The sequence below is a fragment of the Natronococcus sp. CG52 genome, assembly GCF_023913515.1.
Lineage (GTDB): Archaea > Halobacteriota > Halobacteria > Halobacteriales > Natrialbaceae > Natronococcus > Natronococcus zhouii.
The window spans coordinates 188,461-211,504 of record NZ_CP099392.1 but is presented as its reverse complement, the minus strand read 5'-3'; the positions used below and the strand labels follow the sequence as shown (position 1 = coordinate 211,504).

19 protein-coding genes and 4 pseudogenes are annotated in these 23,044 nt (G+C 55.6%); 17 read left to right on the top strand and 6 right to left on the bottom strand.

Annotated elements, in window-relative coordinates; genetic code table 11:
• Positions 1–22: 22 nt before the first annotated feature.
• Together NED97_RS20630 and NED97_RS20625 are read left to right on the top strand one after the other, a co-directional pair.
• On the top strand, positions 23–1,534 hold the full coding sequence (locus NED97_RS20630) for an ATP-binding protein (RefSeq protein WP_252490685.1): 1,512 nt from the start codon (positions 23–25) through the stop codon (positions 1,532–1,534).
• A gap of 325 nt (positions 1,535–1,859) precedes the next feature.
• Positions 1,860–3,404: a glycosyltransferase family 39 protein gene (locus NED97_RS20625; RefSeq protein WP_252490684.1), complete on the top strand. Its 1,545-nt coding sequence runs from the start codon at positions 1,860–1,862 to the stop codon at positions 3,402–3,404.
• Between the two features lie 102 nt (positions 3,405–3,506).
• Here the strand turns inward: NED97_RS20625 and NED97_RS20620 are convergent, their stop codons facing one another.
• Positions 3,507–3,782, bottom strand: a complete 276-nt coding sequence (locus NED97_RS20620; RefSeq protein ID WP_252490683.1) for a hypothetical protein — start codon at positions 3,780–3,782, stop codon at positions 3,507–3,509.
• Between NED97_RS20620 and NED97_RS20615 the strand changes: the two genes are divergently transcribed.
• Genes NED97_RS20615 through NED97_RS20605 form a run of 3 tightly spaced genes read left to right on the top strand, consistent with a single transcriptional unit; the run spans position 3,763 to position 6,391 of the window.
• Positions 3,763–4,779, top strand: a complete 1,017-nt coding sequence (locus NED97_RS20615; protein WP_345781244.1) for a UbiA prenyltransferase family protein — start codon at positions 3,763–3,765, stop codon at positions 4,777–4,779. The genes NED97_RS20620 and NED97_RS20615 overlap by 20 nt on opposite strands.
• Positions 4,776–5,414 carry a PHP domain-containing protein gene (locus NED97_RS20610; RefSeq protein WP_252490682.1) on the top strand — a complete coding sequence of 213 codons (639 nt, stop codon included), beginning with the start codon at positions 4,776–4,778 and terminating at the stop codon, positions 5,412–5,414. The genes NED97_RS20615 and NED97_RS20610 overlap by 4 nt, the downstream gene beginning before the upstream one ends.
• On the top strand, positions 5,411–6,391 hold the full coding sequence (locus tag NED97_RS20605) for a lysylphosphatidylglycerol synthase transmembrane domain-containing protein (RefSeq protein WP_252490681.1): 981 nt from the start codon (positions 5,411–5,413) through the stop codon (positions 6,389–6,391). Before NED97_RS20610 ends, NED97_RS20605 begins: the two co-directional genes overlap by 4 nt.
• Before the next feature lie 56 nt (positions 6,392–6,447).
• Here NED97_RS20605 and NED97_RS20600 read toward each other — a convergent pair whose 3' ends face one another.
• Both NED97_RS20600 and NED97_RS20595 read right to left on the bottom strand, forming a co-directional pair.
• Positions 6,448–7,809 (bottom strand): DolP-mannose mannosyltransferase, encoded by a 1,362-nt coding sequence (locus NED97_RS20600; RefSeq protein ID WP_252490680.1) that lies wholly within the window; start codon positions 7,807–7,809, stop codon positions 6,448–6,450.
• 185 nt (positions 7,810–7,994) lie between these two features.
• The gene (locus tag NED97_RS20595; protein WP_252490679.1) at positions 7,995–9,083 is read right to left on the bottom strand and encodes an NAD-dependent epimerase/dehydratase family protein; all 1,089 of its coding nucleotides are present in this window, start codon (positions 9,081–9,083) and stop codon (positions 7,995–7,997) included.
• A gap of 266 nt (positions 9,084–9,349) precedes the next feature.
• Here NED97_RS20595 and NED97_RS20590 point away from each other — a divergent pair.
• The 5 genes and pseudogenes from NED97_RS20590 to NED97_RS20570 form a co-directional block, all read left to right on the top strand.
• Positions 9,350–9,903: pseudogene (locus tag NED97_RS20590) on the top strand (malic enzyme-like NAD(P)-binding protein); the annotation flags it as partial.
• Between the two features lie 275 nt (positions 9,904–10,178).
• Positions 10,179–11,402, top strand: coding sequence for a sulfotransferase (locus NED97_RS20585; RefSeq protein WP_252490678.1), 1,224 nt, complete (start codon positions 10,179–10,181; stop codon positions 11,400–11,402).
• Positions 11,403–11,642: 240 nt separating this feature from the next.
• Positions 11,643–12,500 (top strand): adenylyl-sulfate kinase, encoded by an 858-nt coding sequence (gene cysC, locus NED97_RS20580; protein ID WP_252490677.1) that lies wholly within the window; start codon positions 11,643–11,645, stop codon positions 12,498–12,500.
• Between the two features lie 25 nt (positions 12,501–12,525).
• On the top strand, positions 12,526–13,278 hold the full coding sequence (locus NED97_RS20575) for a YqcI/YcgG family protein (RefSeq protein WP_252490676.1): 753 nt from the start codon (positions 12,526–12,528) through the stop codon (positions 13,276–13,278).
• Positions 13,279–13,450: 172 nt separating this feature from the next.
• Positions 13,451–13,792: pseudogene (locus NED97_RS20570) on the top strand (ABC transporter substrate-binding protein); the annotation flags it as partial.
• On the opposite strand, the gene NED97_RS20565 reads toward NED97_RS20570, so the two are convergent.
• A complete protein-coding gene (locus NED97_RS20565; RefSeq protein ID WP_252490954.1) occupies positions 13,757–13,912 on the bottom strand; it encodes a hypothetical protein in 156 nt (51 codons plus the stop codon). The pseudogene NED97_RS20570 and the gene NED97_RS20565 sit on opposite strands and share 36 nt — an antisense overlap.
• Here NED97_RS20565 and NED97_RS20560 point away from each other — a divergent pair.
• Complete coding sequence (locus NED97_RS20560; RefSeq protein WP_252490953.1) at positions 13,902–14,225, top strand: hypothetical protein; 324 nt, start codon at positions 13,902–13,904, stop codon at positions 14,223–14,225. The genes NED97_RS20565 and NED97_RS20560 overlap by 11 nt on opposite strands.
• Positions 14,226–14,316: 91 nt before the next feature.
• Here the strand turns inward: NED97_RS20560 and NED97_RS20555 are convergent, their stop codons facing one another.
• Together NED97_RS20555 and NED97_RS20550 are read right to left on the bottom strand one after the other, a co-directional pair.
• Positions 14,317–15,306: an asparaginase gene (locus tag NED97_RS20555; protein ID WP_252490941.1), complete on the bottom strand. Its 990-nt coding sequence runs from the start codon at positions 15,304–15,306 to the stop codon at positions 14,317–14,319.
• A 167-nt stretch (positions 15,307–15,473) separates the two neighbouring features.
• A pseudogene (locus tag NED97_RS20550) lies at positions 15,474–16,470 on the bottom strand (IS630 family transposase).
• Between the two features lie 559 nt (positions 16,471–17,029).
• On the opposite strand from NED97_RS20550, the gene NED97_RS20545 reads away from it, so the two are divergent.
• The 6 genes and pseudogenes from NED97_RS20545 (at position 17,030) to NED97_RS20520 (ending at position 22,619) form a co-directional block, all read left to right on the top strand.
• On the top strand, positions 17,030–17,488 hold the full coding sequence (locus NED97_RS20545; protein ID WP_252490940.1) for a GAF domain-containing protein: 459 nt from the start codon (positions 17,030–17,032) through the stop codon (positions 17,486–17,488).
• A 193-nt stretch (positions 17,489–17,681) separates the two neighbouring features.
• Positions 17,682–18,416: pseudogene (locus NED97_RS20540) on the top strand (IS6 family transposase).
• A gap of 625 nt (positions 18,417–19,041) precedes the next feature.
• Complete coding sequence (locus NED97_RS20535; protein WP_252490946.1) at positions 19,042–19,821, top strand: TatD family hydrolase; 780 nt, start codon at positions 19,042–19,044, stop codon at positions 19,819–19,821.
• A 2-nt stretch (positions 19,822–19,823) separates the two neighbouring features.
• Entirely contained in the window at positions 19,824–20,699 is an 876-nt protein-coding gene (locus NED97_RS20530; protein ID WP_252490939.1) for a sugar phosphate isomerase/epimerase family protein, read from the top strand.
• 34 nt (positions 20,700–20,733) lie between these two features.
• The gene (locus tag NED97_RS20525) at positions 20,734–21,657 is read left to right on the top strand and encodes a UbiA family prenyltransferase (RefSeq protein WP_252490938.1); all 924 of its coding nucleotides are present in this window, start codon (positions 20,734–20,736) and stop codon (positions 21,655–21,657) included.
• Positions 21,658–21,767: 110 nt separating this feature from the next.
• A complete protein-coding gene (locus tag NED97_RS20520) occupies positions 21,768–22,619 on the top strand; it encodes a sugar phosphate isomerase/epimerase family protein (RefSeq protein WP_252490937.1) in 852 nt (283 codons plus the stop codon).
• Positions 22,620–23,044: the final 425 nt, after the last annotated feature.

Genomic DNA, 23,044 nt, shown 5'->3' with positions numbered 1-23,044 from the left:
GTTCCTCTCTCGATTGCTGGTAATGGGCTTCTGGAAGTCGGTCGTGTCCAGCATTGGCGGGAGGCGAGCCGTTGTCGCCCTTGGGGCGCTGTACGTCACGCTCGCCGTCGGCTGGACATACGTGGAGGTCACAGGGGGCACAGCGGTGTCGAACGCCCTAATCATCTCCTTCTTTGTCGGCGGGCCGGGTACGATTCTCCTCTATGGCGGCTATCGATTGCCGCGAACCGATATCAACCCCAAATTTTATCCGTATATCACCGGCTGGTGTCTCGGCGCGATCACTGTGATGACTGGTCTTCTCACGCTTTACCACCTCCAGCCGGCCGCAAGTCTTAGCAACCCTGTCCGGGCGATGCTGATCATCACGGGGTTCGTCCTCGTCCCTGCTTTTGCCGGGGGAGTCAACGATGCACGGGCCAAGACCCATGCATTCGAACTCGAACGGGCACTCAATCTGCTCCATACGACCGAGCGCACTGCGGACGTCGGCGGCTGGGAGATCGATCCGGACACGAGGGAGGTGTTCTGGACCAATCACCTCTTCCATCTTCTGGGTGTCTCCTCCGACGAGGAACCGTCGTTGGACCAGGCCCTCGACGTCTACCACGAGGACGACCGGCCGATTATCGAGGACGCTATCGACGAGGCACTCGAGGCGGGCGACTCGTTCGACGTGGAGGTTCGGTTCCATCCGCCCAGCGGCGAGGTCCGCTGGCTTCGGGTCCAGGGGATTCCAGAGGCTGTCGACGGCGACGTCGTTTCGCTCCGCGGGGCGGCCCAGGACATCACCGGGCGCAAAGAGCGCGAGCGTGCACTCGAACGGGCAAACGAACGGCTTAAGGAATCGAACGAACGCCTCGAACAGTTCGCCTACGCCGCCAGCCACGACCTGCAGGAGCCGTTGCGGATGGTGACGAGTTACCTCCAGTTGATCGAGAACCGGTACGACGACAAACTCGACGAGGACGGCGAGGAGTTCCTCGAGTTCGCCGTCGACGGTGCGGATCGGATGCGCGAGATGATCGACGGATTGCTCCACTATTCGCGCGTGGAGACGCAAGGCGAACCGCTCGAACCAGTCGACCTGGACGCGGTCGTTGCAGACGTTCGCGACGACCTCAACGTACAGATCATAGAAAGTGGTGCCGAGATGAACATCGAGGAGTTGCCGCGTGTGAAGGGGGACGAAAGCCAGTTACGCCAGCTGTTTCAGAATCTCTTGAGCAATGCGCTCGAGTATAGTGGCGACGAGCCGCCGCGAGTGCGTATTTTCGCCGAGCGGAACAATCCGATGTGGAGGGTGTCAGTTCGGGACGAAGGGATCGGGATTGATCGAGACGAACAAGAGCGAATCTTCGAGATATTCCAACGTCTCCACTCCCCTGATAAACACCCCGGGTCCGGTATCGGACTGGCGCTGTGCAAGCGGATCATCGAGCGTCACGATGGGGAAATTTGGGTCGACTCCGAACTCGATGAGGGATCGACGTTCTCATTTACCCTCTTCCCAGCGGCTGAAAGCGACGAATGAGAAGGATACTGTCGGACTTCGGAACGCCGTTTGTGACGGATCCTGTACAAATACTGATCGGCTCGTTACATCGTTCCTCTGTCTGGGCCGCCGTTTCTGCTTGAGTGTCTCAGGAGTTCAGGCCAGCAATTCGTTACGCAGAGACGTTAGAGTTTCAGCAAGGGTCACCGTAACCCGACGCCCGCAGTAGGTGAACGCGACTGTTACAGCGTCTCGATCGCGGTCTCGTCGACGGCGGCCTGAGGCGGTTGATCGCTTGTCGAAGTAACTCAGGACCTCCGTTAACCGGCTAACATTCATACTCTGGGTCGTTGCAACTGAATGCATGTCGCTCTTCCCGATGATCGAGAAGGACGGGGAGACAAACGATAACCGTTCTCTGGCGGGTGTCCCAGTCGAACTGCTTCCGATTACTCTCCTCGCCGTTGTGCTTCGATTCTTTCGGTTGAGATCCGAGAGTTACTGGGTTGACGAAATCGTCTCGGTGACCATCGTAACGTCGAACACGCCGTACGAACTTCTGGTCAGTGTACCGGGGAACGATCCTCATCCGCCACTTTACTACCTACTCCTTTCTGCTTGGACGGCGATCTTCGGAACGACCGAACTGGCTACGCGGCTGCTGTCTGCCACCGTAGGAGTTGCCACTGTAGTCGTTCTCTACGGGGTTGGTCGACAGCTCTTCGACCGGGAAGTAGGGGCTATCGCAGCGTTGCTTGTCGCCGTCTCTCCGTTCCACATTTGGTACTCTCAGGAGGTGCGAATGTATAATCTGCTCGCGCTGCTGACCGCGCTCTCGTTCTATTGGTTCGGGCGAATACAGATGAGAAGACCATCCGACGAGGCCGGTGCCCGAGACGATATCGGGTACGTTGTCTCCACGGTCCTCCTCGGCTATACGCACGTTTTCGGGCTGTTTGTGATACTCGCCCAGAACGCGTACATCTTCTCTCGGCCTGTCACCCTGACCGTCCCCCGGTCGCGACTACCGTTACGCCGCTGGATCGCCCTCGAAGGGATAATCGCTCTTCTGCTCGCCCCGTGGTTGGTACGGTTATTCCGCCGTACGATGGCGGCACGCGGCGGCGAAACGACCAACGTTTCGTGGATTCCGCTGCCAACGGCCGAGACTATCAGACAGGTGTTCGCCGCGTATCTCGGCGGCTACCTGTTCGATGAGTCGTTACCGATTCTCGTCTCGCTCATCGTCGCGGGATGTATACTACTCGCGCTCTCGAGCGGCCAGGGTGCGGCGTCGGATACCGACCGCCAAGACACATCAATAAACAGCGTGTACCTCGTTGTCCTCTGGTTCGTAGTGCCGATACTCGTCCCGGTTGCCCTCTCACACGTCATCACGCCGATCTTCGTGGACCGTTACTCGATCGGGGCGTCGTTGGCGTTTTTCATCCTTATCGCGAAAGGCGTGCGGACAGTCTCTCTCCCGCCGCTTCGGTACGTTGTAGTCGGGTTGCTCCTCGTCGGTCTCGTGTTGCCGCTCCCGACGTACTATCAGGACGATCAGAAAGAACAGTGGCGGGAGGCCGCTACTAATGTCGAGTCGAACGTCGAGAACGACGACGTCGTCCTCGTCAGCAGACCATTCACGGAGAGGTCGTTCAGTTACTACTTCGACCGGTCGGACGTGACTGTAGTTCGGATTCAGCCCGACGCCTCAGCTGATGAAATACGAGCGTCCACCGAAGGACGCGGTGACGTCTGGGTCGTACTCTCGTACACTGATTCGTCGACGGATCGACGGATTCTACAGACGGTAGAGAATCGCTCTGAATACCGCGGCCCGGTTGAGGAAGAGCGGTACAACGGAATCACGGTGTTTCGGTTTGAGCGGACCTCACACGGTGGATAGAATCGCTGGCTATTGGATGGCGCTCGGTTCTCCACGAACAACTGTCGACGGAGTGTCCACTACCCGATCGCCGTCAGATCCGTCCGCTCCCCACAGCACGGATCACTCCGTCGACTGCCACCTCCTAAATCTCGTCTTTATCCCGTAGAGGGGCGTAGCCGTCCTGCGAACGATCACGTCTGCATCGTTATTTTCGCGGACGTCTAACCTCCGCTCTTTGTCCCGCACGTCGCCTTCGACAAAATCTATCCTCGCTGCGTCGTCTCCATTGTCGAACGGTTTTCGACTGAGGAGGTGAGTTCTCACCCGCTCAACAGGGTGTTGACACGCGTTAAGAACTGAGAACCCAGTCTCGCCTGTGACGACCGCGGATCTCATTGCTTTTCTTGGACGTTTTCCTCATCGTATCAGGCTAACGCGGGGAACATTTATCATTTTCATTCTCGTCCACAGAAGCACCTGTATGGCTGAGTCTCCGCGAACGATAAACCCGATATCAACCGTTATCGGTTTAATTCGAGAAATTCGGCCTTGGCAGTGGTACAAACAGGGCGTAATGCTGCTCGGCATCGTCTTTTCGAGGAGTCTCCTCGACGCGGATGCGTGGATCAACCTGCTCATCGGTATCGTAGCTTTCACCGCTATCGCGGGCGCGACGTACATCTTCAACGACATTAACGATCTCGAGAAGGATCGAAATCACCCGGAGAAACGACATCGACCCATCGCCAGCGGACAAGTCACCATCCCGGTCAGTATCGTCTTCGGGATCCTCCTCGTCGGAATCGGATTCGGAGCGGCGTACAGTCTCGGCCCGCTATTTTTCACCGTTTTACTCGGCTATATCGGCCAGAACGCCCTCTATTCGCTGTACCTGAAGCGAATCCTATTCGTCGATGTGTTGATCATTGCCACGGGGTTCGTCCTCCGTGCTATCGCCGGCGTTGTCGCTATCGATGTCTACCTGAGTCCGTGGTTAATCGTGAGTACCTTTCTCCTTGCGCTAGTTCTCGCTTTCGGGAAACGACGCCACGAACTCGAGGTTACGACCAATCCGCGAGAGACGCGGCACGTACTCGAGGAGTATTCCAAAAACGATGTCGATCAACTGCTCGTGATGACCATGGCGACGTTGTTGATGGCCTACTCTCTGTACACGTTCTTCCGTACCGATCCGATGATGATGACGACACTCCCCTTCGCGTTTTTTGGCGTGTTTCGATACCATCATCTCGTTCACACGACGGATATTGCGGGCCAGGCGAAGTACCTTCTCACAGACGTCCCTTCGATCGCGAATCTAATCCTGTGGGTTTGTCTGGTCGTCGTCGTCCTTTACGACGTCCCGGAGTTAGTAATCGAGGTGTTTCGGTGAAACGCTACGATCTGCAGGTCCACACCGACGCGTCTCCCTGTTCACGAGCCGCGCCCCGCGATGTCGTCAGTGCGGCTCTAGACGCCGGACTGGATGGTATCGCAATTACTAATCACGACACTCTTGATGGTTATGACGAGGTAAACTCCCTCGCCTCCGAAAGACTAACCGTCATTCCCGGCGTCGAGGTGACGACGACGCAGGGCCACCTTCTCGCACTAAACGTGAGCGAGGTACCTCCGAAAGCCGATCCGCTCACTGTAATCGACCGCGTCCATGAGCAGGGTGGACTTGCAATCCTCTCACATCCCTTCGATAGCCTCCGCGAACACTATACTGGGAATCTCGACGGTATTGCGGAGCGTATCGACGGAGTCGAGGTGACGAATTCACGGTGCGTTCTTCCGCAGTACAACCGTCGAGCACGGTCGTTCGCGGAGACGCACGGCCTCGCGGCTACGGGCGGAAGTGATGCCCACTTCGGGATGGAAGTCGGTCGGGCCTACACGATTTGTGACCGGCCCGTTCTGGACGCGATCCGCGCGGGTACTACACGGGCTAGCGGGCGCGGCGGCTACATCTCGGGACATATCGCTACCAAACTCAACGACGCCCTTTCGCTGATGAATATATGAGCGGTTTTCGTCGGGTACAGAAAGTCGCCCGAACACACGGGCTGTGGCTGACAGCAATCCTGACGGTCATCATCTTCTTCGGCCTCTTCGCGTTCGGCGAGGCGGACGAGGTTTCCGGGGCGATTCTCGCGCTCGAACGATGGCGGATCGGCGCCGTCTTCGGGTTAGTGACCGTGAGCTACGGTGTTCGGTTTCTCAAATGGGAGTACTACCTCCGGAAACTCGGCGTCGACGTTCCAATCGGTACGAGTCTTCTGGTGTTCGTCAGTGGACTGATGATGGTTATCACTCCGGGCAAAGCGGGCGAAGTCTGGAAAGCGTGGTTTCTGCGCGATCTCCGCGGCGTGCCCGTAAATCGGACCGCATCTATCGTCGGCGCGGAACGCATCACTGACTTGTTAGCTGTGTCCGCGTTCGCCTTCCTCGGAGTGATCGTCTACGATCAGTCATCGACGACGGTAATTGTCGTAACTGCTATCTTTCTGGGTGGACTAGCTTTCCTGCAGTGGCGAACAGCCTGTCTTCGGCTTTTGGAACGGCTGGAGTCGATTCCGATCGCTAGGTCGTACGCCGATGACCTCGGGGAGTTTTACGAGAACGCGTACGTACTCTTTCAGCCCCGCCCGCTCGGCGCCGCTGTAGGTATTAGCCTCGTTGCATGGGGCCTCGAGGGTTTAGCGCTGTGGCTCGTATTAGACGGATTTGCAACGGGCAGGTCGATACTTCTAGCTTTGTTCGTGTTCGGCCTCGGATCGATTATCGGTGCGGTTAGCCTGCTACCCGGGGGGCTAGCCGCCACCGAAGCCAGTATGGTGGGAATGTTGGTCATTTTCGGATACTCACGCACGGTCGCCGTTAGCTCGACGTTAGTCATCCGAATCGGGACGCTCTGGTACGGAGTCGCGCTTGGCACGACCGTATTCGTCCTCCACCGATTCGTTCGGGGCCGAAACGAATCCGCGAAATCGTACCGATGATCGATTTCGGCGTGGAATCTCTCGATAGCCGTTCAACCTGTTACGAAGTTGAACCACTAGCTACGATCGATTCGGTTCGGCCACGCGCCACACTCCTCTCTGTCCAATCGGTCGTCGGTCACCACGATCCACCGGATCTCGTTCCAACTCACCCGGTAGTGGCAAACCTCCGGCTTTATCTGTTCCCAGTAGATGGTCTGCATCGACGGAACGTCCGCATCCCTCGGCGACATCGGAAGGCTCTCGTCGACGTCGGCCTCCTGCTCCATCGTTTCGAGCGTCGACTTCGGCGGCGGCGAGCCGACGTACCAGCCCATCCCCGAGAGGATGAGCAGCCCGATGACGAGGGCGACGATCTTCCGATGGCGGGTCATCCGGATCGTATCGTGATCGCGGTGGTCTCCCGTCACTGACCGCCGCGCGGTCGCGCGTTCGACGGTAATAGCGACGCCGAGTGCGACGAAAACGAGCCAGAGGACTGCGTCCGTCGAGCCGTCCAAGTCGACGAACAGCACTTGGAGGCCGAATAGTAAGCCACCCGCCGATATCCACCATCGCTCCCGGAAATCGGCAACGACGGCGTATCCCCAGCCGTAAAGCGCCACCGGGAGGAGGACCGAACTGTAGCCGAACGCGAGCAGTACCCCGTAGACGCGCTCGGCCAGGGTATACGACGAGCCGGCGACCAGCGGCGCGACCACTGTTTCCACGACCATGGGGACGAGCGCTCCCACGGCCGCGAACGCGAGAACGACTACTCCGGTTACCGAACCGCCGCCAGCGACGGTCCAGAGCGCGCTCTTTCTCCCGGCTCGCTGGTACGCCATCCCGACGACCAGCAGCGCGAAGACGCCCCCCGGCTGCCACGAACCGGCGCTCAGTGCCGCGACGGCCCCGGCGAGAAACGGCCGGTCGCGGAGGGCGAGCGCGAGCGCGAGGGCGCCGAAAAAGAGGGCGTAAAACTGCGCTCGGATCCCCTCCGAAGGGAGGACGAACAGTCCCGGAATGACGAGCATCGTGAGGCCGGCGGCGACTGCCGCCGCGTCGTTTTCGGTCACGAAGCGTGCCATCCATCCGACGAGCAGCACACTCGTGGCGGTAACGACCACCGTGAGCATCACGCTGAGGCCGTACAGAACGAGCATGTTTCCGCCGGAGAGGACGGCGAGACCGGCCGCGATACCGAACGGCACAGGCGGGTTCACGTCCCAGACGTCGACGTACGGAACGCCGCCCTCGAGGATGTACCAGCCCGTGTGCTGGAAGAACGCCGGATCGGTCGCGATCGACGGCAAATCGCCGGGAGGGTACCTCGCCCATCCGACGATGACCAATCCGATAATGAACGAGACGGCGACGCTCAGGCCGACGATGGCGATCCAACCGAAGTGAGCCCGGAGACGTGAACGTATAGACATGGTGGCGAATTACACCGACCGTACCGTTACGGACAGCAGAGAGCCACCTCATTCTATCGGTCAATTTCACTGGGGAACTCCTATTGCACGTTACCGCCAGTTCTGGTTTTCTGGTAGAAGCGGTCGAGTTGAAATCCTAGTTTAGCGTACGGGAGTTTTCACTACCCTTTTCTACGGCGTTCCTTTCAGATTCGCTGTGAGACCTTCTTCGCAACGGTGAGGGCACCCTGATCCCACGCGACGCGGTGATCGAGGCCGGTCTCGTCGTCTTCCGTGTCGGCCTCGTAGTTCTCCAAGTACCACTCGTACGTCTCCACGAGCGCCTTCTGGTTGGAGTACTCGGGCTCCCAGCCGAGCCGCTCGAGCTTCTCGACGGAGACGTAGGAATCCTTGTGGGCGGTCTCGTAGACCCACGGGTACAGCGGAGAGAGATTCGCCTTTTCGAGCAGGCGGAGGACCGCGACCGTGAGAAAGGCGGGCGTTCCGATGGTTCGCTTCCCCGTCCCCGCGTAGTCGATGGGGGCCTGAAAGTCCTCCCTCATCGTGCCGAACTCGTCGGTGCCGACGTTGAACGTGTCGTTCACCGTCTCCTCGTCTCCGGTGAGCATCAGGTCGATGGCAGTGACGAGGTCGCGGACGTGTAGCAGCTGGTAGTGGTTGTCTCCCCGCCCGACGAGCGGGACGTTCGCACCGTCTTCGATCCAGTCGAACAGCACCTGGAACACGCCGAGTCGCTGCGGACCGATGAACGTCTTCGGACGGAGGATAGGGATGCACATTCCCATGCGGCGGAAGTCCTGGCAGATCTTCTCGGCCTGGATCTTGGCCTCGCCGTAGGGACCGACCCCCTCCAGCGGCGACTCCTCGGTGATGGGATGTTCGTCGTGGGTCCCGTACACCGCGGTCGAGGAGATGTAACAGACCCGCTCGATGCCATGGTCCCTCGCCGCCCAGAGTACGTTTCGCGTCCCGTCGATAGTCGTCTCGCGGATGCGGTCGGCGTCCCACAGCGGGAGTGCGGCCGCCGTGTGCACTACTGCGGTAGCACCGCTCTCCTCGAGCGCATCGGCGACGGATTCCTCGCTCCGGACGTCACCTTCGACGAAGGCGATTCCGTCCGTGTCGTCCTCCTCCCCGAACGGTTTGAGATCAAATGCGGCGACGTTCCATCCCTGGTCGCGGAAGTACTGGCACGTGTGAAGGCCGAGGAATCCGGTACCCCCCGTGACGAGAACTGAACCGCTCGAGTCGCCTGTCCGCTCACTATCGCTCATCGTGATGTCGGATTGAACGTCGATACGCCGATTTAATAGTGTAACGACGGTTAGCGTATTTTATACTGTCTACTGTTCATTCAGCCGAACAGGTACGCCCATTTCGGCGGACTTTCTTCTATAACGGCCCCTCTCAGTACCCCTGTATCTATAGAGGATTTGAATGGGGGTAACGAACGATTCTTGGGCTACGATCGTAGGGAAAGATCGCATTCGGATTCGGCGAGTGGCGTCTCGAACTCTGACGATAGTAGTGTCTCACAGATCTCGAGTCGGTGAACGTCACGTTCGCGGGCGCCGGCGCAGCAGCGGTCGCGACAGCCCGGTTTTACGTCTCACTGGGCGTCCGAACGGAGAATATTACGATGGTCGATATCGATGGCATCCTCACGACCGAGCGGGCGAATGCGGGTAAGCTAGATCCGTACGGCCGAGAGTTCGCTCGCAACGTCCCTGAAGGGGTCTGGCGAACGCGATCGCCGGTGCGGACGTCTTCGTCGGCCTGTCGGTCGGCGGGATCGTTGACTAGGAGATGATTCGGTCCATGGCCGACAATCCGATCGTCTTCGCGATGGCGAATCCGGATCCCGAGATCGGCTACGCGGAGGCGAAAGCAGCTCGCGACGATACTGTCATCACGGCGACCGGCCGCTCGGACGATCCGAACCAGATCAACAACGTGCTTAGCTTCCCGTTTCTCTTCCGCGACGCACTCGACGTTCGGGCGATCGGAATCAACGAGGCGATGAAAATCGCCGCCGCAGAGGCGCTCGCTGACCTTGCGAAGAAAGACGTTCTCGACGCCGTCCGAAAGGCCTATCTTCAGTAGGATGCCCAACTGGGTACGGATTAACTGGAGGCTCTACTAGTCTCCCTGCATATGAAGCCCGCATTCACTTCTCGACTCATCGCAAGAGTACGTCTATTCGTCGGCCTTTGCCAAATAGCGATCGATCACCCGTACAGACCCGCAATTGCTACTATGGTAATGGATGACAAATAGCAAACTATGTTGACGCGATCACGATTACTGAAATTGAACAGTCGATTACGACTATGGATCGATTCGGTAGACACAGTAGAAGGTGACAGCTGGTGAGTCTTGAAAAGCCTCCAAGCGATTTCCGCAAGCAGGCCAAAGAGAACTACGAATTCGTAAAGAGCGAGGTCGTCTCAGAGGAAAAACGATCGATTCTGTCAGAGTATCAAATTGACGACTTTGACAGCGTGTTGCTCATCACGTCGGCTCCGAGAGGGGGAAGTAGTCTCCTTTTCGATATCCTCCGGCACCACGAAGAAACGTGTAGTCTCGATGGCGAACACGACCGATGGTACACCCTAAACGGAATCTGTTACCCGACGTTCGAATCCGACGTCATTCCGGCTGACTTCGAGTCATTTGATAGAGAAAAGCTCCTAACGGATCTCCTCACCGAGGTCGGTGCAACCGAACCATCTGGCGATCAAACGCATCGTGTGGATAATACGGTTATCCGGCTTCCGTTGCAGTTCCCCGATCGAGAACTCCCGTACGAGGAGGTACGCGAAGAGTTGCTCGAAGGAGCGTCGCTCGATGAGATACTCGAGGAGCTCGGAATCTCACCGTTGCAGTACGACGAATATGCAGAACGAGACGCAAACGGTCCGTTCAAAACCGAAACGATCGAGGATCGACCGTTCGTTTCTTCGCACAGTTACAAGTGCGGTCTCACAGCTGACGACTTCGAGCGGACACTCGTCCTAAAAGCGAGCGGCGACGCATACCGGCTCCCGTGGATCCGCGAACAGCTATTTCCCGAAACCGATGTTAAAGTAGTTCATCTCACACGGAACCCAGCGGCGTCAATCAACGGTCTCTACGACGGATGGCGGCTGAACAGGGGGTTCCAAACCTACGACGTGGGTGATCTCGATCTCGACGGATACGATGGCTCGCTGTGGTGCTACGATCTCCCGCCGGGATGGATGAGCGAGGGAAAACTCATCGACGTCTGCTTGATGCAGTGGGCTGAAGCCCATTGCCATATCCTCGATGGCCGCGACACGTTCGAGAACGTCCTTCGAGTTCGATTCGAGGATGTTCTCACCGACACACGTTCCACTATCAAGGAAATCATCGATTTCACCGATCTCGGTGAGTCAGCACTGCTTTCGGAGAATGTTGAAAGTCCGAATAAAGTAATGACGACGAAGGATCCGAGACTCGCTCGCTGGCGAGACAGGGAGGACCTCATTACGAGCGCACTCGATCGAGCCGACGAGACGTATACCGAAGTAATCGAGGAACTGGGATACACGGAGGAGTCGGAATGGATCTGAGCGAAGCAGCAAGGAATAGCTGCGAGGTAACTCGCATCGCTCGTCGATACCAAGATCACGACTATCGAGACCGACGATGATGAATTCCACGAACATAGCCGACGCAGCAATGGTCATCTCTAACGACGCACCAAACGCGGCGTCGAAACTGGCCGAGGCATACAGTGTCGAAGCCACTCCCATCGATAAAATTCGGAACGAAGCGGATGGATGCACACGTCTCACGGAGGAGATCAATTGATGTCTGGAGAAACCATATGGCTCTTCGGACTGCCGTGTTCCGGAAAGACGACGCTCGCCGAGGGGTTAGTCGGTCCGAGGACAGTCCACTTAGACGGGGATTATCTTCGGGATACTCTCAATTCGGATCTCGGGTTTTCGAAGGAGGATCGAACCGAGAACCTCAGACGAGCCGCTGGAGTTGCACAAGCGTTGAACGAACAGGGGTTCGATGTCGTCGCGTCGTTCATCACCCCGTATCGGTCTCAGCGAGAACTGATCGCCGAGAAGATCGAGAATGTCTCGTTCGTCCACGTCAGTACACCTGTCGAAGTGTGTGAGGAACGCGATGTAAAAGGAATGTACGAGCAGGCCCGAAAGGGTGAGATCGAGGGTTTTACCGGTATTGATGCCCCGTTCGAGGAACCAGAGATAGAAGAGATCGGACTCGAAGTTCGGACGGCAACGCATTCGGAGGAAGAGAGTATCAAGAAGGTCAATACGGAACTGGAACTCAAGTCCGATCCGAGCCACATCTTCATCGGTCGCTGGCAACCGCTCCACGATGGTCACCGGACGATCATCGATTCAGCCGCTGATAACGGAAAAGACGTTATTATCGCCATCCGGGACACCGAACTCAGCGAAAAGAACCCACTCACCGCACAGGAGCGCCGAGAGCTAATTGAGGACGTCTACGAGGACCATCCGAATGTTAAAACGATGATCATTCCGGATGTCGATACCGTCGCTATCGGACGAGATGTTGGGTACTCGGTTGTCTCGGTTCCCGAGGAGGTTGCAGAGATCAGTGGAGCCGAAACGCGTGAAGAGTACGAGAAAAACGAGCTTCTCTCAGGACGACACTTTGAGGATTAAATGTCACCTCGAGTGATTTTTAACCATGAAGGGAACAGGATTACTATTTAATCGATCTGAATTGCAAGACGCGATAGAAGCGAGAGAGCTTATCGCGTGGAAGAAAAAGAGATATATCGAATTCAGAGAGACGATGCGGAGCGCTCGCTATCCATGTTACTTCGCGGTGAATGCTGAACGTAACGATACCGCTCGTTACCTCTTCGCGGGAGATGCTCGTGATCGTGATGCACTTCTCAAGGTGAGAGAGGGATTGCGACAATATCTCGAATGGTGTCAGTCGATAGCCGACCGAACGACCTTGGTAATATTTTTCAAACCACCTCAGAGGGATCAAAGCGAACAGGAATACCGTGATCAATTTTGGAGAGTTCTCGAGTTCCTAAACGAACGGGATCCGGAACCATGGCCCGGTGATATTCCTGAAGATCCAAACCATCCGGAGTGGGAATTTTGCTTCTCTGGAGAATCAATGTTTATCGTCGGCCGCGCTCCGTTCTATACGGAGCGAAAGAGTAGGTATACGCCGTACGGATTAGAGATAACAATCCAGCCACGGAAGATCCTCGACGATGTTAGTGGAGATACGATAGAAGGTCAACGTGCTCGCTCGGTCATCAGAGACCGGCTAGAGGAGTATGATGATGTTGCACCTCATCCGGACATTGGTGATTATGGTGATCCCAACACTCGAGAGTGGAAACAATATTTGCTTCCAGAATCGAATGAGGGGAGATTGCATGAATTTCCATTTGAAATAAACGCGGAAAGATCATAGAACGGCAAACGGCTCGTACAGACGGTGGCGCTTCCTGTAGGCGGCTGGAGCGTCGGGTGCGCTCGCGCTTGCCGGCTGTACCTCCGACATCGGCATTCTCGGCAACGATGGCACAGAGACGCTTCGCGTCATCAACTCGGCGTACGGGCCCGTCCAAGAGGAACTCCGAGAGATGTTCGACGAGTTCGAGGACGAGCACGACGTCCGCATCGAGTACGAACGCAGTGATTTCGCCGAGGCGCCACAGCAGGCCTCACAGGCCCACGCGACCGGCGATCCGTACGACGCCATGATGCTCGCCTCGCCCAGCAACAACGTCGCGGCGGCCCGAGAGTGGCTCATGCAGCCGATCAACGACCTGATCGACGACCGCGGCGAAGACTACTGGAACGAAGACGCCATGTTCCAGCTCGATGGCGACTACTACTTCGCCCCGGACCACGGCTCCGCGCTCAACCTGCTGGCCCGCAACGACATTTTAGAGGATGTCGGCGCGCCGCTGCCGCCGTTCGACTCGTGGGAGGAGTACCAGACGGCGGCCGAGATGGCCACCGACGAGGAGGAGAACCGCTACGGCCACCCGGTCTTCCTCGGGAACAACCCACTTCCACCCGGTCCATGTGATGTCGCTCATCCTCGGCAACGGCGGCAACCTCGTCAACACCGACGGCGAGATCGTCTTCGACTCCGAGGAAGTTGCCGAGGCGCTCGAGTTCCTCGACCAGCTGGACGAATACAGCGACGAGAGCGCGCACAACTCGGACATCCCGGGGATGCGCCCGCCGCTCTACCAAGGCCAGTACGCGATGACGTGGTACTCGACGAACTTGGCGCCGTACGACGTCGAGGAGTACAACCTTGATCTCGAGGATAAGACGCTGGAGACTGCATTCGACGCGCTCGTTGGGAAGATGCATCACTCTGCGTCGCTCCAGAGATCTCACTGAGAAGGGATCATGGGACGACTATCACGAGTGATGATCGAGCGCGGAGAACGATTTCACGAGGTCTTCTACGATCGAATTCAGGAGCTGTAGGTTACTCCGCCGTCGCGACGCCGCGCTGCTCTTCGAACGCCGTTCGAACATCCTCGAGCTTCTCATAGGCTGATAGCGCTAGCCCGAGTTTGATCCGGGCCTTCCAGGGCGGCAGATCACTGGCCGGGATCGTCCCGTGCTCACGGATTGTTCGGCTGCCGCCGGGCCCACCGTACCGGGCTGCCACTGCACCGTCGAAACAGCGCGTCGCAACGACAACCGGGACACCCGCGTCAATCGCGTCGGCGATGGTGTCACCGATCTCTGGTGTCGTGTTCCCGATGCCGCTCGCCGCCAAGACCACTCCGTCAACACCGTCAGCGACGGCACGCTCAAGTTGTCGGGCATCAACAGCCAGTCCGCTGGGGATCATTTCGATTCGGGCTGTTGTCTCGACGACCGGCAGAGACACTGACTCGCTGCTGGGCTCTCGTCGGAGCGCTATCCCATCAGCTGTGGCTTCTGCGACCGGACCCGCACCAGGCGAGGCATACGCTTCCGGCTGGCCCGCTCGCGCCTTCGACACCCACCTGGCCGCGTGAACGAGGTTTCCAAAGGCGACGTACGCGCCATCCTCGAACCGGTCGTCAGCCGCGACTTGGACCGCCTGCAGGAGGTTCGCGGGCCCATCCGCACCGGGGCTGTCCGCAGGTCGCTGCGCGCCAGTAAAAACGATCGGAACATCAGCGTCACTCACCAGATCGAGATAATACGCGGACTCTTCCATCGTGTCGGTGCCGTGGGTAACAACGACGCCATCGACGTCGTCGTCGGCCGCTCGCTCGACAGCGTGGACCAGCGATGTGACGTGCGAGAATGACAGGTGAAAGCTGAGTTCGTCGCAGACGAATTCGGTGTCTACACTCGCTACCTCCTCGAGTTTAGGAACTGCGGTGACAAGGTCATCACCATCTTCAGAGGGTGTCGCTCCGTTCGGACCGTCCGTCGATGCGATCGTTCCACCGGTGCTTAACACGCGAACGTGAGGCATGTACCGGTATTGCAACCGGAGCTACTTTGTTTACGTTGGCCGAGTATTCGGTTCACCTTGACCGGTTAGATCTCACGATCCGATCATCAACGCTTCCAGCCAGAGAACTCTTCCAGCCAGAGAACTTCGAAGCTGATCAGTGGATCGTCACCGTCTATAGTAGGGGGTCAGAAATAATTTCTCACTTTGGGTATAAAGAGTTGACCAAGAGTGGTATTGATCGCTGTTGTGAGTTCAGGAAGTGAGTCAAAGAACCGGTTGCTAAGCGCTGATTGGAGTTGTCTCCAGCACTCTTCGACCGGGTTTAGCTCTGGTGAGTACGTCGGCAATTTCACGAAGGCGGAGTCGTACGGGCCGCTAGGTCCGTGACGGCCGACGCCTGAAAGTACGGCGCTCCATCCAGTACAATGATCAGATCATCTTCAAATTCTTTGCATAGCGCGAGAATGAAATATTTCGCGTGCTCGGCGGTCATGTACTCTTCGAATCGTGAGAAAAAGCGATCACCGTCTTCGGTGATCGCGCCGAGTAGACATGTCCAGTCACGTTGTCCAGAGAGTTCGACGGCTGGCCGCGTGCCGTGCGGAAACCACGCGGCATGCGGCTCAACTTGCACGAATTTCTTGGTTTGATCGATACAGACTACTGTGGCGTCCATCTCCCGCCCCTTTTTTAGCTCCTCGCGGAACGTTTCTTGCTCCTCAGCTTCAGATTCGCCGGCTGTGCGGCGTGGTTTTTGAAAGCTTAATCCCGCTTCTTTGAGCAACCGCCGGCAACTCGGGATCGAGTACTCGACTCCGTAGATTTCGTCAAGATACTGCTGGACGAGTACCGGCGTCCACGCCGGCGCGTCAATTCTAACTTCCTCAGGTGATTCGTGGACAGCCTCTTTGAATTCTTTCTGATCTTTTTCTGAGAGCTTTCGTGTTATCCCAGATCGGTGCGCATCAGTAACTGCCTGCTCAAGCGACTCGTCGGTATCGAGTCGCTCGAGCCAGCTATAGATCGTCCGTCGCTGAACGTCGTACCACTCGGCTAGTTCAGTCTGCGTGACGCCGTTTTTGTACGCAATTGCCGCTAATAGCCGTTGTGTCGGCTTTTTCCCTCCACGTTGTCGAGAGAATCTTGCAATTCCTCGACAGAAACTTCCTCGAGATGATCCACTACGTTTGGCAACAATTCTTGAGTAGAAAGTTCTAACGGTTACTATAGAACGGATAGCCAGTCTGGGTACGGGTCCTCTTGTGCATACATCGAGAGGTCGAGGTGGCCGACCACCTCGACCGCGGTTGACGTCTCATCAAGGATCTCGTCAGCCTGCTGTGTCAGCAAAAGCTGTCCGCCAGCAAGTGGGTCGGCGTCTTCGAGTCGACAGCCGGCCGTGGGTCGGCGCTGCCGCAGGCAGCACCGACCCGGTCTGTGTCGTCTGTAACCACCCAGGTGACTGCTCAGGCCCGTTGGTCAGCCGTCCGAACTCTACTCCTGATCCCGTGCATAGATCCTGTCGTTCGCAACTCCAGAACGTCTATCTATAGGAGCTAATACGTCGAAGTGATCGTCTAACAATCTCTAACAAGGCGACGGAAAAGTAAAAGATATCGGAACGGTTTCTACGATTGCTCGAGATGTACGACGAGTGTACTGCTGAACCAATTAGTCCAAAACGATCGTATTAGATGGCCAAAAATTAAAATAGATGGTGCCAAATACTCTAGCGATACACATGGATGACAAGTGCACTGACTCTTCTACTTCCGTAGTGTCGGGAGCTGACGAAGACATGGCGGCGTTTCTTCGCGATACTGTCCAGGAGTTCGATTGCAGCTCCGGTACTCTCCATCGGAAGAAAGGCGACGAACTGAAGATTGTCGCTCACAAAGGTATTCCAGAGTCTGTCCTCGCCAGAACTGAGACAATCCCGATCGGAAAAGGGATGGCGGGACTGGCAGCGAAGCGAATGGAGCCGGTAGAAGTGTGTAACTTGCAGACGGACGACTCCGGGGTTGCTGAGTCTCGTGCACGTGACACGGGGATGGAAGGGTCGATCGCTGCTCCAATTATCGGACAAGATGACACACTAAAGGGAACGATCGGAGTCGCCAAACCAGAACCGTACGAATTCACGGCTGCAGAACGGGACCGATTGATGAATACCGCTGCGCAGATTGCACACCGGCTTTGAACTCAAACTAAGTAGCGCTGGGCGACTACAGACAAAAGTTTACTATTTACGTCACCTCTGTGTGTTCAAGATTTGAGATGTGTCTATCGAATTGATGGTAATCAGCCGCAGTTGTACCGCTCGTATCTAGTGATTCCATTAGATTCTATATGAGTCAGTTTGAGAAGTAAGCAGGTCGTGAAGTTGAGTTGGATTGATGCTCGCAGACCTGCTCAGCGAGAGCTATGAGGCGGATTTAGAAGAATCTTGGGAGAACGAGCGGACGGCGACACCCGTCAGGTCGTTCGCCGTCCGCCTCCACCAGACCGGTTGTTCGCTCCGGGAGACAACAACGATTCTCGCTGAATTAGGCGTTGAACGATCTCATGGAGCGGTCTAGAATGGGTACATCGGCTGGCTGATAGCGGACACGACCCGCTGACGGCCACGAGAGCGAAGCTCTCGTGCAGCCCATCAGAATACGAAGCGTTCTGAGGACGGCGACGCCGTCGCAGGTCGCTGTTGACGAAACCGCTGTCAAGATCAACGGCGAGTGGTCTTGGCTATCTGCCACCATAGACATCGAGTCAAAGTTAATCCTCGACGTCGCGTTGTTTGGTCGACACGGCACTGATCCGGCAGTTGCGTTCCTCCATCGACTCCACGAGAAACACGATCTTTCGGATGCTGAGTTTCTCGTCGATCAGTTCGGCTATCGGACTTCCCTCCGCCGATTAGGATTGACCAGTCAGGTCCACTATACCGACCGAAACCACGTCGAAAAGTGTTTTTATACCCTCAAAATGCGCATCGACCGCTTCCATGACTCGTGGGTGGCAGTCGGGCGAGCATCCGCAAGTGGCTTGAACAGTTCGTGCATTACTACAACCATCAAAGACCGCATCAAGCGCTCGACGGAAACACGCCAGCCGAGGAGGTTCAGAACTAGACAGTGCCATGTAATTCACTATTACGTGGTTTTGAATGATGGGAACCCCAATCTTTTTTATCTAGCTCTCAGTGATGATATTTGTAACTATGAAAGAGAGGACCTGTACGGTTTGTGATGGTAGATTGCACGAGGCAGAAGAAATTACGAGGATTCACGAGGGGGCAATCTACGAGTTCTGTTCGTCTGAGCATAAAAAAGAGTTCGACCGAATGGCTGAACGATACGCTTGACCGAATTAACTCTGATAAGTACTGTGTATTTCTATAGTGTATTTGCCACCAGATTAGTCCCAGTACAAATCAGTATCTGATCTGCGCCGTGAAACCTGTTCTCCGGTTTCGCTAAAATCGAGGTCCGTATTGAGAACTGTCTCTTCCGGGTGTCGCCACTCCTTCTCACAATCTTCGCACTGCCATACTTCGTAAGGGCGACCTCGCTCAGGTTCTTTTCGAACTGAATTAACAGGCTCACGACAGTGAGGACAGTGTTCTGGCATAGTAGCATACAATCGATTAGAAGGTATAATTCTATCCTCTTTTGTAGATGGCTCTATGAGAACACAACGTTTAATATATCATGTTTCAATATAGTGAATATGTCGATTCCGATAATTGATCCGCATATGCATATGGTCTCTCGATCGATCAACGACTACGAGCGTGCCCGGTTAGCCGGAATAGAGTGCTGTATCGAACCAGCATTCTGGAGCGGATCGGATAAGCAACACGCAGAGTCTTTTTTCGACTACTTTGAACGGCTTATCGGCTTCGAAACGAAGCGCGCTGAGCGAGCAGCCGGTATCGATCACTACGTTACGATCGGACTCGAGCCAAAAGAAGCCAACTACCCGGAGATGGCCGAGCAAGTAATGAACGATCTCGGCGAATACCTCGACCGAGAGAACGTCGTCGGTCTGGGTGAGATTGGCCTCGATCAAGGAACCGAAGAGGAGGAGTACGCGTTCAGACGGCAACTGCGGATGGCCGAGGAACGTGAGATACCGGTCATTGTCCACACGCCACACACGAGTAAACCGGAAGGGACCGAGCGTCTCGTGGAAATGATTCAAGACGAAGGCGTCACCGAAGAACGCATCATTCTCGACCATAACACAGCAAACACGATCGATATCTCGGCCGAGACCGACTGCTGGATCGGCTTTACGCTGTATCCAGGAAAAGTTACTGACGAGACAGCGATCGATATCCTAGAGGAGTACGGTACCGATAAAATGTTGCTCAATAGCGCTGCCGACTGGGACCCGTCCGATCCTCTCGCTGTGCCGAAAGCGCGTGACAAGATGCTCGACCGCGGCTGGGACCGCGAGGAGGTCCGAAAGGTCGTCTTCGAGAACCCGTTAACGTTCTTTAACCAGTCTCCGAATTTTAACTATGAGGCCTAACGATGGATTTTGCTTTCTCAATGAACGCGTTCCGTCAGCACAGTTTGAAAGACGGTATCGAAATCCTCGCCGACACCGGTTACGATGGCGTCGAAATTCTGCTCGATGAGCCCCACCTCTTCCCAGAGGACGCAGATGAAGGCGACGTTCAGCAGGTCAGAAGATGGCTCTCTGAAAACGACATCGACGTGAGCAATTGTAACGCGTTCATGCTCAGCGCGATCGATCTGAGCGAAGAGAGCAAGAGAGCCGAGTACGATCGCGACACCGAGGACTTTCACCATCCGTCATTTATCGAGCCCTCGACGGAGGATCGTCAAAAACGAATTGAGCACACGAAAAACGCCCTCAAGACCGCTAATGCACTTGGTGCCGATCACATCTCGATTACGCCCGGGGGGCCAGTCCCGAACGGAACGTCGCGAGAAGAAGCGATGGACGCATTCGTCGACGGCATCCGAGAAGTAATCCCGACAGCCGAGTCGGTCGGTGTCGACATCTTGGTCGAACCAGAGCCTCACCTGTTGATCGAGTCCTCCACCGAATTCCTCGAATTCGCCGATACGTTCGACTCGTCACGGATCGGCTGTAACTTCGATGCCGGGCACTTCTACTGTGTCGGTGAGGATCCGGTAGAACTGGTCGACCAGTTGGAAGCCTACACACCTCACTACCATCTCGAGGATATTCCGGCGGATCGTACCCATGAACATACTCAACTCGGTGACGGAGGGATGGACATCGACGGCTTTCTCGAGGCGATCGAAGCGAGTGACTACACTGGCTTCGTGACAGTTGAGCTCTACCCATACGAGGAAACGGTTGAGGAAACCGTACAGGAAGCGATGCAGTATCTAGAAGAGCATGGCTGGACCTAACGAGAACATTCGACGATAACTGCGTCTTCGTAGTATGAGCAAATCAACTATCAATGTATTCAGTCGGTCTCTCGTAGGATACGCGAGCTTAGTACGGCTTCCGAACCTCTTTACGGCGCCACCGGATATCGTGGTTGGTCTCGCGATCGCGACCGCTAGCGGGTACGCGATATCAACTAGTAACGCTATTGCGATTGGAATCGCGTCAATCTGCCTCTACGCAGCTGGAACGACGTTCAACGATTATTTTGACGTCAGCGAAGATCTCCGCTTTCGTCCGGAACGTCCAATCCCTGCGGGGGAGGTTTCCCGGCAAGAAGCGCTTCTATTAGGAAGCGCGCTGCTTATCGGAGGCATCTTAATCGCCTTCACTATCGCTGAAGCCGTTGCGGGAGTCGTTGCAGTCTGTCTCGCAGTGACGATTCTGCTCTACGACGGGCTGTTTAAGGGATCAACCGCTGGCTTCCTCCTCATGGGCGCAAGTCGAGGTCTAAATGTTCTTCTCGGGATAACGGCCGCCGTCTCGCCTAGTAAATTGTCTGCCTGGGAGTTCGTCGTACCGGCAATCGTAGTCACATACATCGCTGCAGTTACTTTTTTAGGGGAAAGTGAAACGGGTGAGAGTGATGGCGTCTCTGTTCTGGTTACGATTATAGGTGTAGTGGTCGCGTCGGCGGGTGTGATTGGACTCCTCGTTGCCCGCTCACCGCCGTTTTCGGAAACATCGCTCACAATACTTCTCCTTATCAGTTTCCTCATTTGGACGGGACGTGCCCTGAAAACAGCGTATACGGATCCGTCTCCGAGCACAATCGGTCACGCGGTCGGAACGTGCGTTCTCGGACTGGTGATCTTGAACGCGGCGTTCGCCGCCACAGTAGATTTTTTCTTAGGAATCATTACACTGTCATTCTTCATCCCTGCTATCGGTTTATCGGGTAAGTTTGATGTTAGCTAATCTAACTCCGAGGTACTACCGATTCTTCTCTGCCAAACAGTCGAAATGACTGATCATCAGAACTGATTTTACGGGACAATCTATAAATGTGAATCGATGAATTATAAAATATGGTTCAGCTTGCATTCTCTACTAATGCATATACACGGACCGACCTTCCAGATGCCGTTCGGCGAATCGCGGGTCACGAATACGACGGGGTAGAACTACTCGCCGACACTCCGCACGCTTTCCTTCCGGAATTCGATGAGTCGGATCAGAAAGAACTCGAAGGTACACTGAACGAGACGGGGATCGAAGTATCGAATATCAATGCGAATACGACAACCGGATACTATGACGATGCACCTCCATCGTCATTTTTCGATCCGACGATCATCACTGCGAACGATGAGGAGCGCGCATGGCGAGTCGATTACACGAAACGCGCAATCGACCTCGCATCAGCAGTGGATGCTCCGTCCGTCTGCATCGCGACCGGGCGGCCGTTACCGGGAAATCCACCCGAACGAGCGCGAGAATACCTGCTCGACTCACTCCGTGAAATCACGAACTACGCCGAATCGGTGGGCGTCTCGGTTGGAATCGAGTACGAACCAGAGCTCCTCGTAGAGAACACCGACGAAGTATTAACGCTCATCGATGAAATCGATACCGATGCTCTCGGCGTAAATCTAGATGTCGGCCACGCGGCCGTCTACGGTGAAGATCCGGCTGAGAGCGTTCGGCGGTGTGCTGGCTACATTACCGGAGTTCATCTGGAAGATATCGTCGGAGGCCGACGTGGTAAGCATTACCATCGAATACCCGGAGAGGGGGACTTAGACTTTGAAGCGATTTTTGCGGCCCTAGACGAGATCGGCTACGAGGGGTTCGCAACGTTAGAATTATACACCTATCCGGATACCCCGGATCAGGCGGCGGCAACGGCCTATGACGAATTAAAACAGTATCTCGTCTAATCGTATTCTGTTGCTTCCATGAATTGTATCCACTACTGTTTATTTAGATCCATCTGTATTTACTCACAACTACGATTTAACTGATTCGGATAGATACAATTCTTTTGCAACCCGGAGTCCAGTTATTACTCACTCAGTTTCATTATTAACGGAGGAGGACGAAGAAATTATTAAATTACAGTTGTACTATTGTAAAGAATTATGAAAGATTTGAAGAGATGATTCTGTATAATGGTAGTAAATTCATAATGGTATGGACTCCGGCAAGTGAGTCAATTACACATAATATTATACTCAAATGAATCGGGGAATTAGGAGTTGTCCCGATAACGTCGAAAATTACTTATGGGAAATCGAGTATATGTGCATGATTTAAAATCGGAATACAGTGTGAATCGGTACTGAACCTCGAGGGATTATTTGTC

Excerpts from the sequence above, each read along its gene's own strand:
- NED97_RS20630 (WP_252490685.1), top strand. The coding sequence starts at position 23 with ATGGGCTTCTGGAAGTCGGTCGTGTCCAGCATTGGCGGGAGGCGAGCC.
- NED97_RS20525 (WP_252490938.1), top strand. The coding sequence starts at position 20,734 with ATGAGCAAATCAACTATCAATGTATTCAGTCGGTCTCTCGTAGGATAC.
- NED97_RS20575 (WP_252490676.1), top strand. The coding sequence starts at position 12,526 with ATGAAGGGAACAGGATTACTATTTAATCGATCTGAATTGCAAGACGCG.
- NED97_RS20555 (WP_252490941.1), bottom strand. The coding sequence starts at position 15,306 with ATGCCTCACGTTCGCGTGTTAAGCACCGGTGGAACGATCGCATCGACG.
- NED97_RS20620 (WP_252490683.1), bottom strand. The coding sequence starts at position 3,782 with ATGAGATCCGCGGTCGTCACAGGCGAGACTGGGTTCTCAGTTCTTAAC.
- NED97_RS20595 (WP_252490679.1), bottom strand. The coding sequence starts at position 9,083 with ATGAGCGATAGTGAGCGGACAGGCGACTCGAGCGGTTCAGTTCTCGTC.
- NED97_RS20565 (WP_252490954.1), bottom strand. The coding sequence starts at position 13,912 with ATGAGCGACATCACATGGACCGGGTGGAAGTGGGTTGTTCCCGAGGAA.
- NED97_RS20600 (WP_252490680.1), bottom strand. The coding sequence starts at position 7,809 with ATGTCTATACGTTCACGTCTCCGGGCTCACTTCGGTTGGATCGCCATC.
- NED97_RS20560 (WP_252490953.1), top strand. The coding sequence starts at position 13,902 with ATGTCGCTCATCCTCGGCAACGGCGGCAACCTCGTCAACACCGACGGC.
- NED97_RS20625 (WP_252490684.1), top strand. The coding sequence starts at position 1,860 with ATGTCGCTCTTCCCGATGATCGAGAAGGACGGGGAGACAAACGATAAC.
- NED97_RS20520 (WP_252490937.1), top strand. The coding sequence starts at position 21,768 with ATGGTTCAGCTTGCATTCTCTACTAATGCATATACACGGACCGACCTT.
- NED97_RS20545 (WP_252490940.1), top strand. The coding sequence starts at position 17,030 with ATGGATGACAAGTGCACTGACTCTTCTACTTCCGTAGTGTCGGGAGCT.
- NED97_RS20535 (WP_252490946.1), top strand. The coding sequence starts at position 19,042 with ATGCATATGGTCTCTCGATCGATCAACGACTACGAGCGTGCCCGGTTA.
- NED97_RS20530 (WP_252490939.1), top strand. The coding sequence starts at position 19,824 with ATGGATTTTGCTTTCTCAATGAACGCGTTCCGTCAGCACAGTTTGAAA.
- NED97_RS20605 (WP_252490681.1), top strand. The coding sequence starts at position 5,411 with ATGAGCGGTTTTCGTCGGGTACAGAAAGTCGCCCGAACACACGGGCTG.
- cysC (WP_252490677.1), top strand. The coding sequence starts at position 11,643 with ATGTCTGGAGAAACCATATGGCTCTTCGGACTGCCGTGTTCCGGAAAG.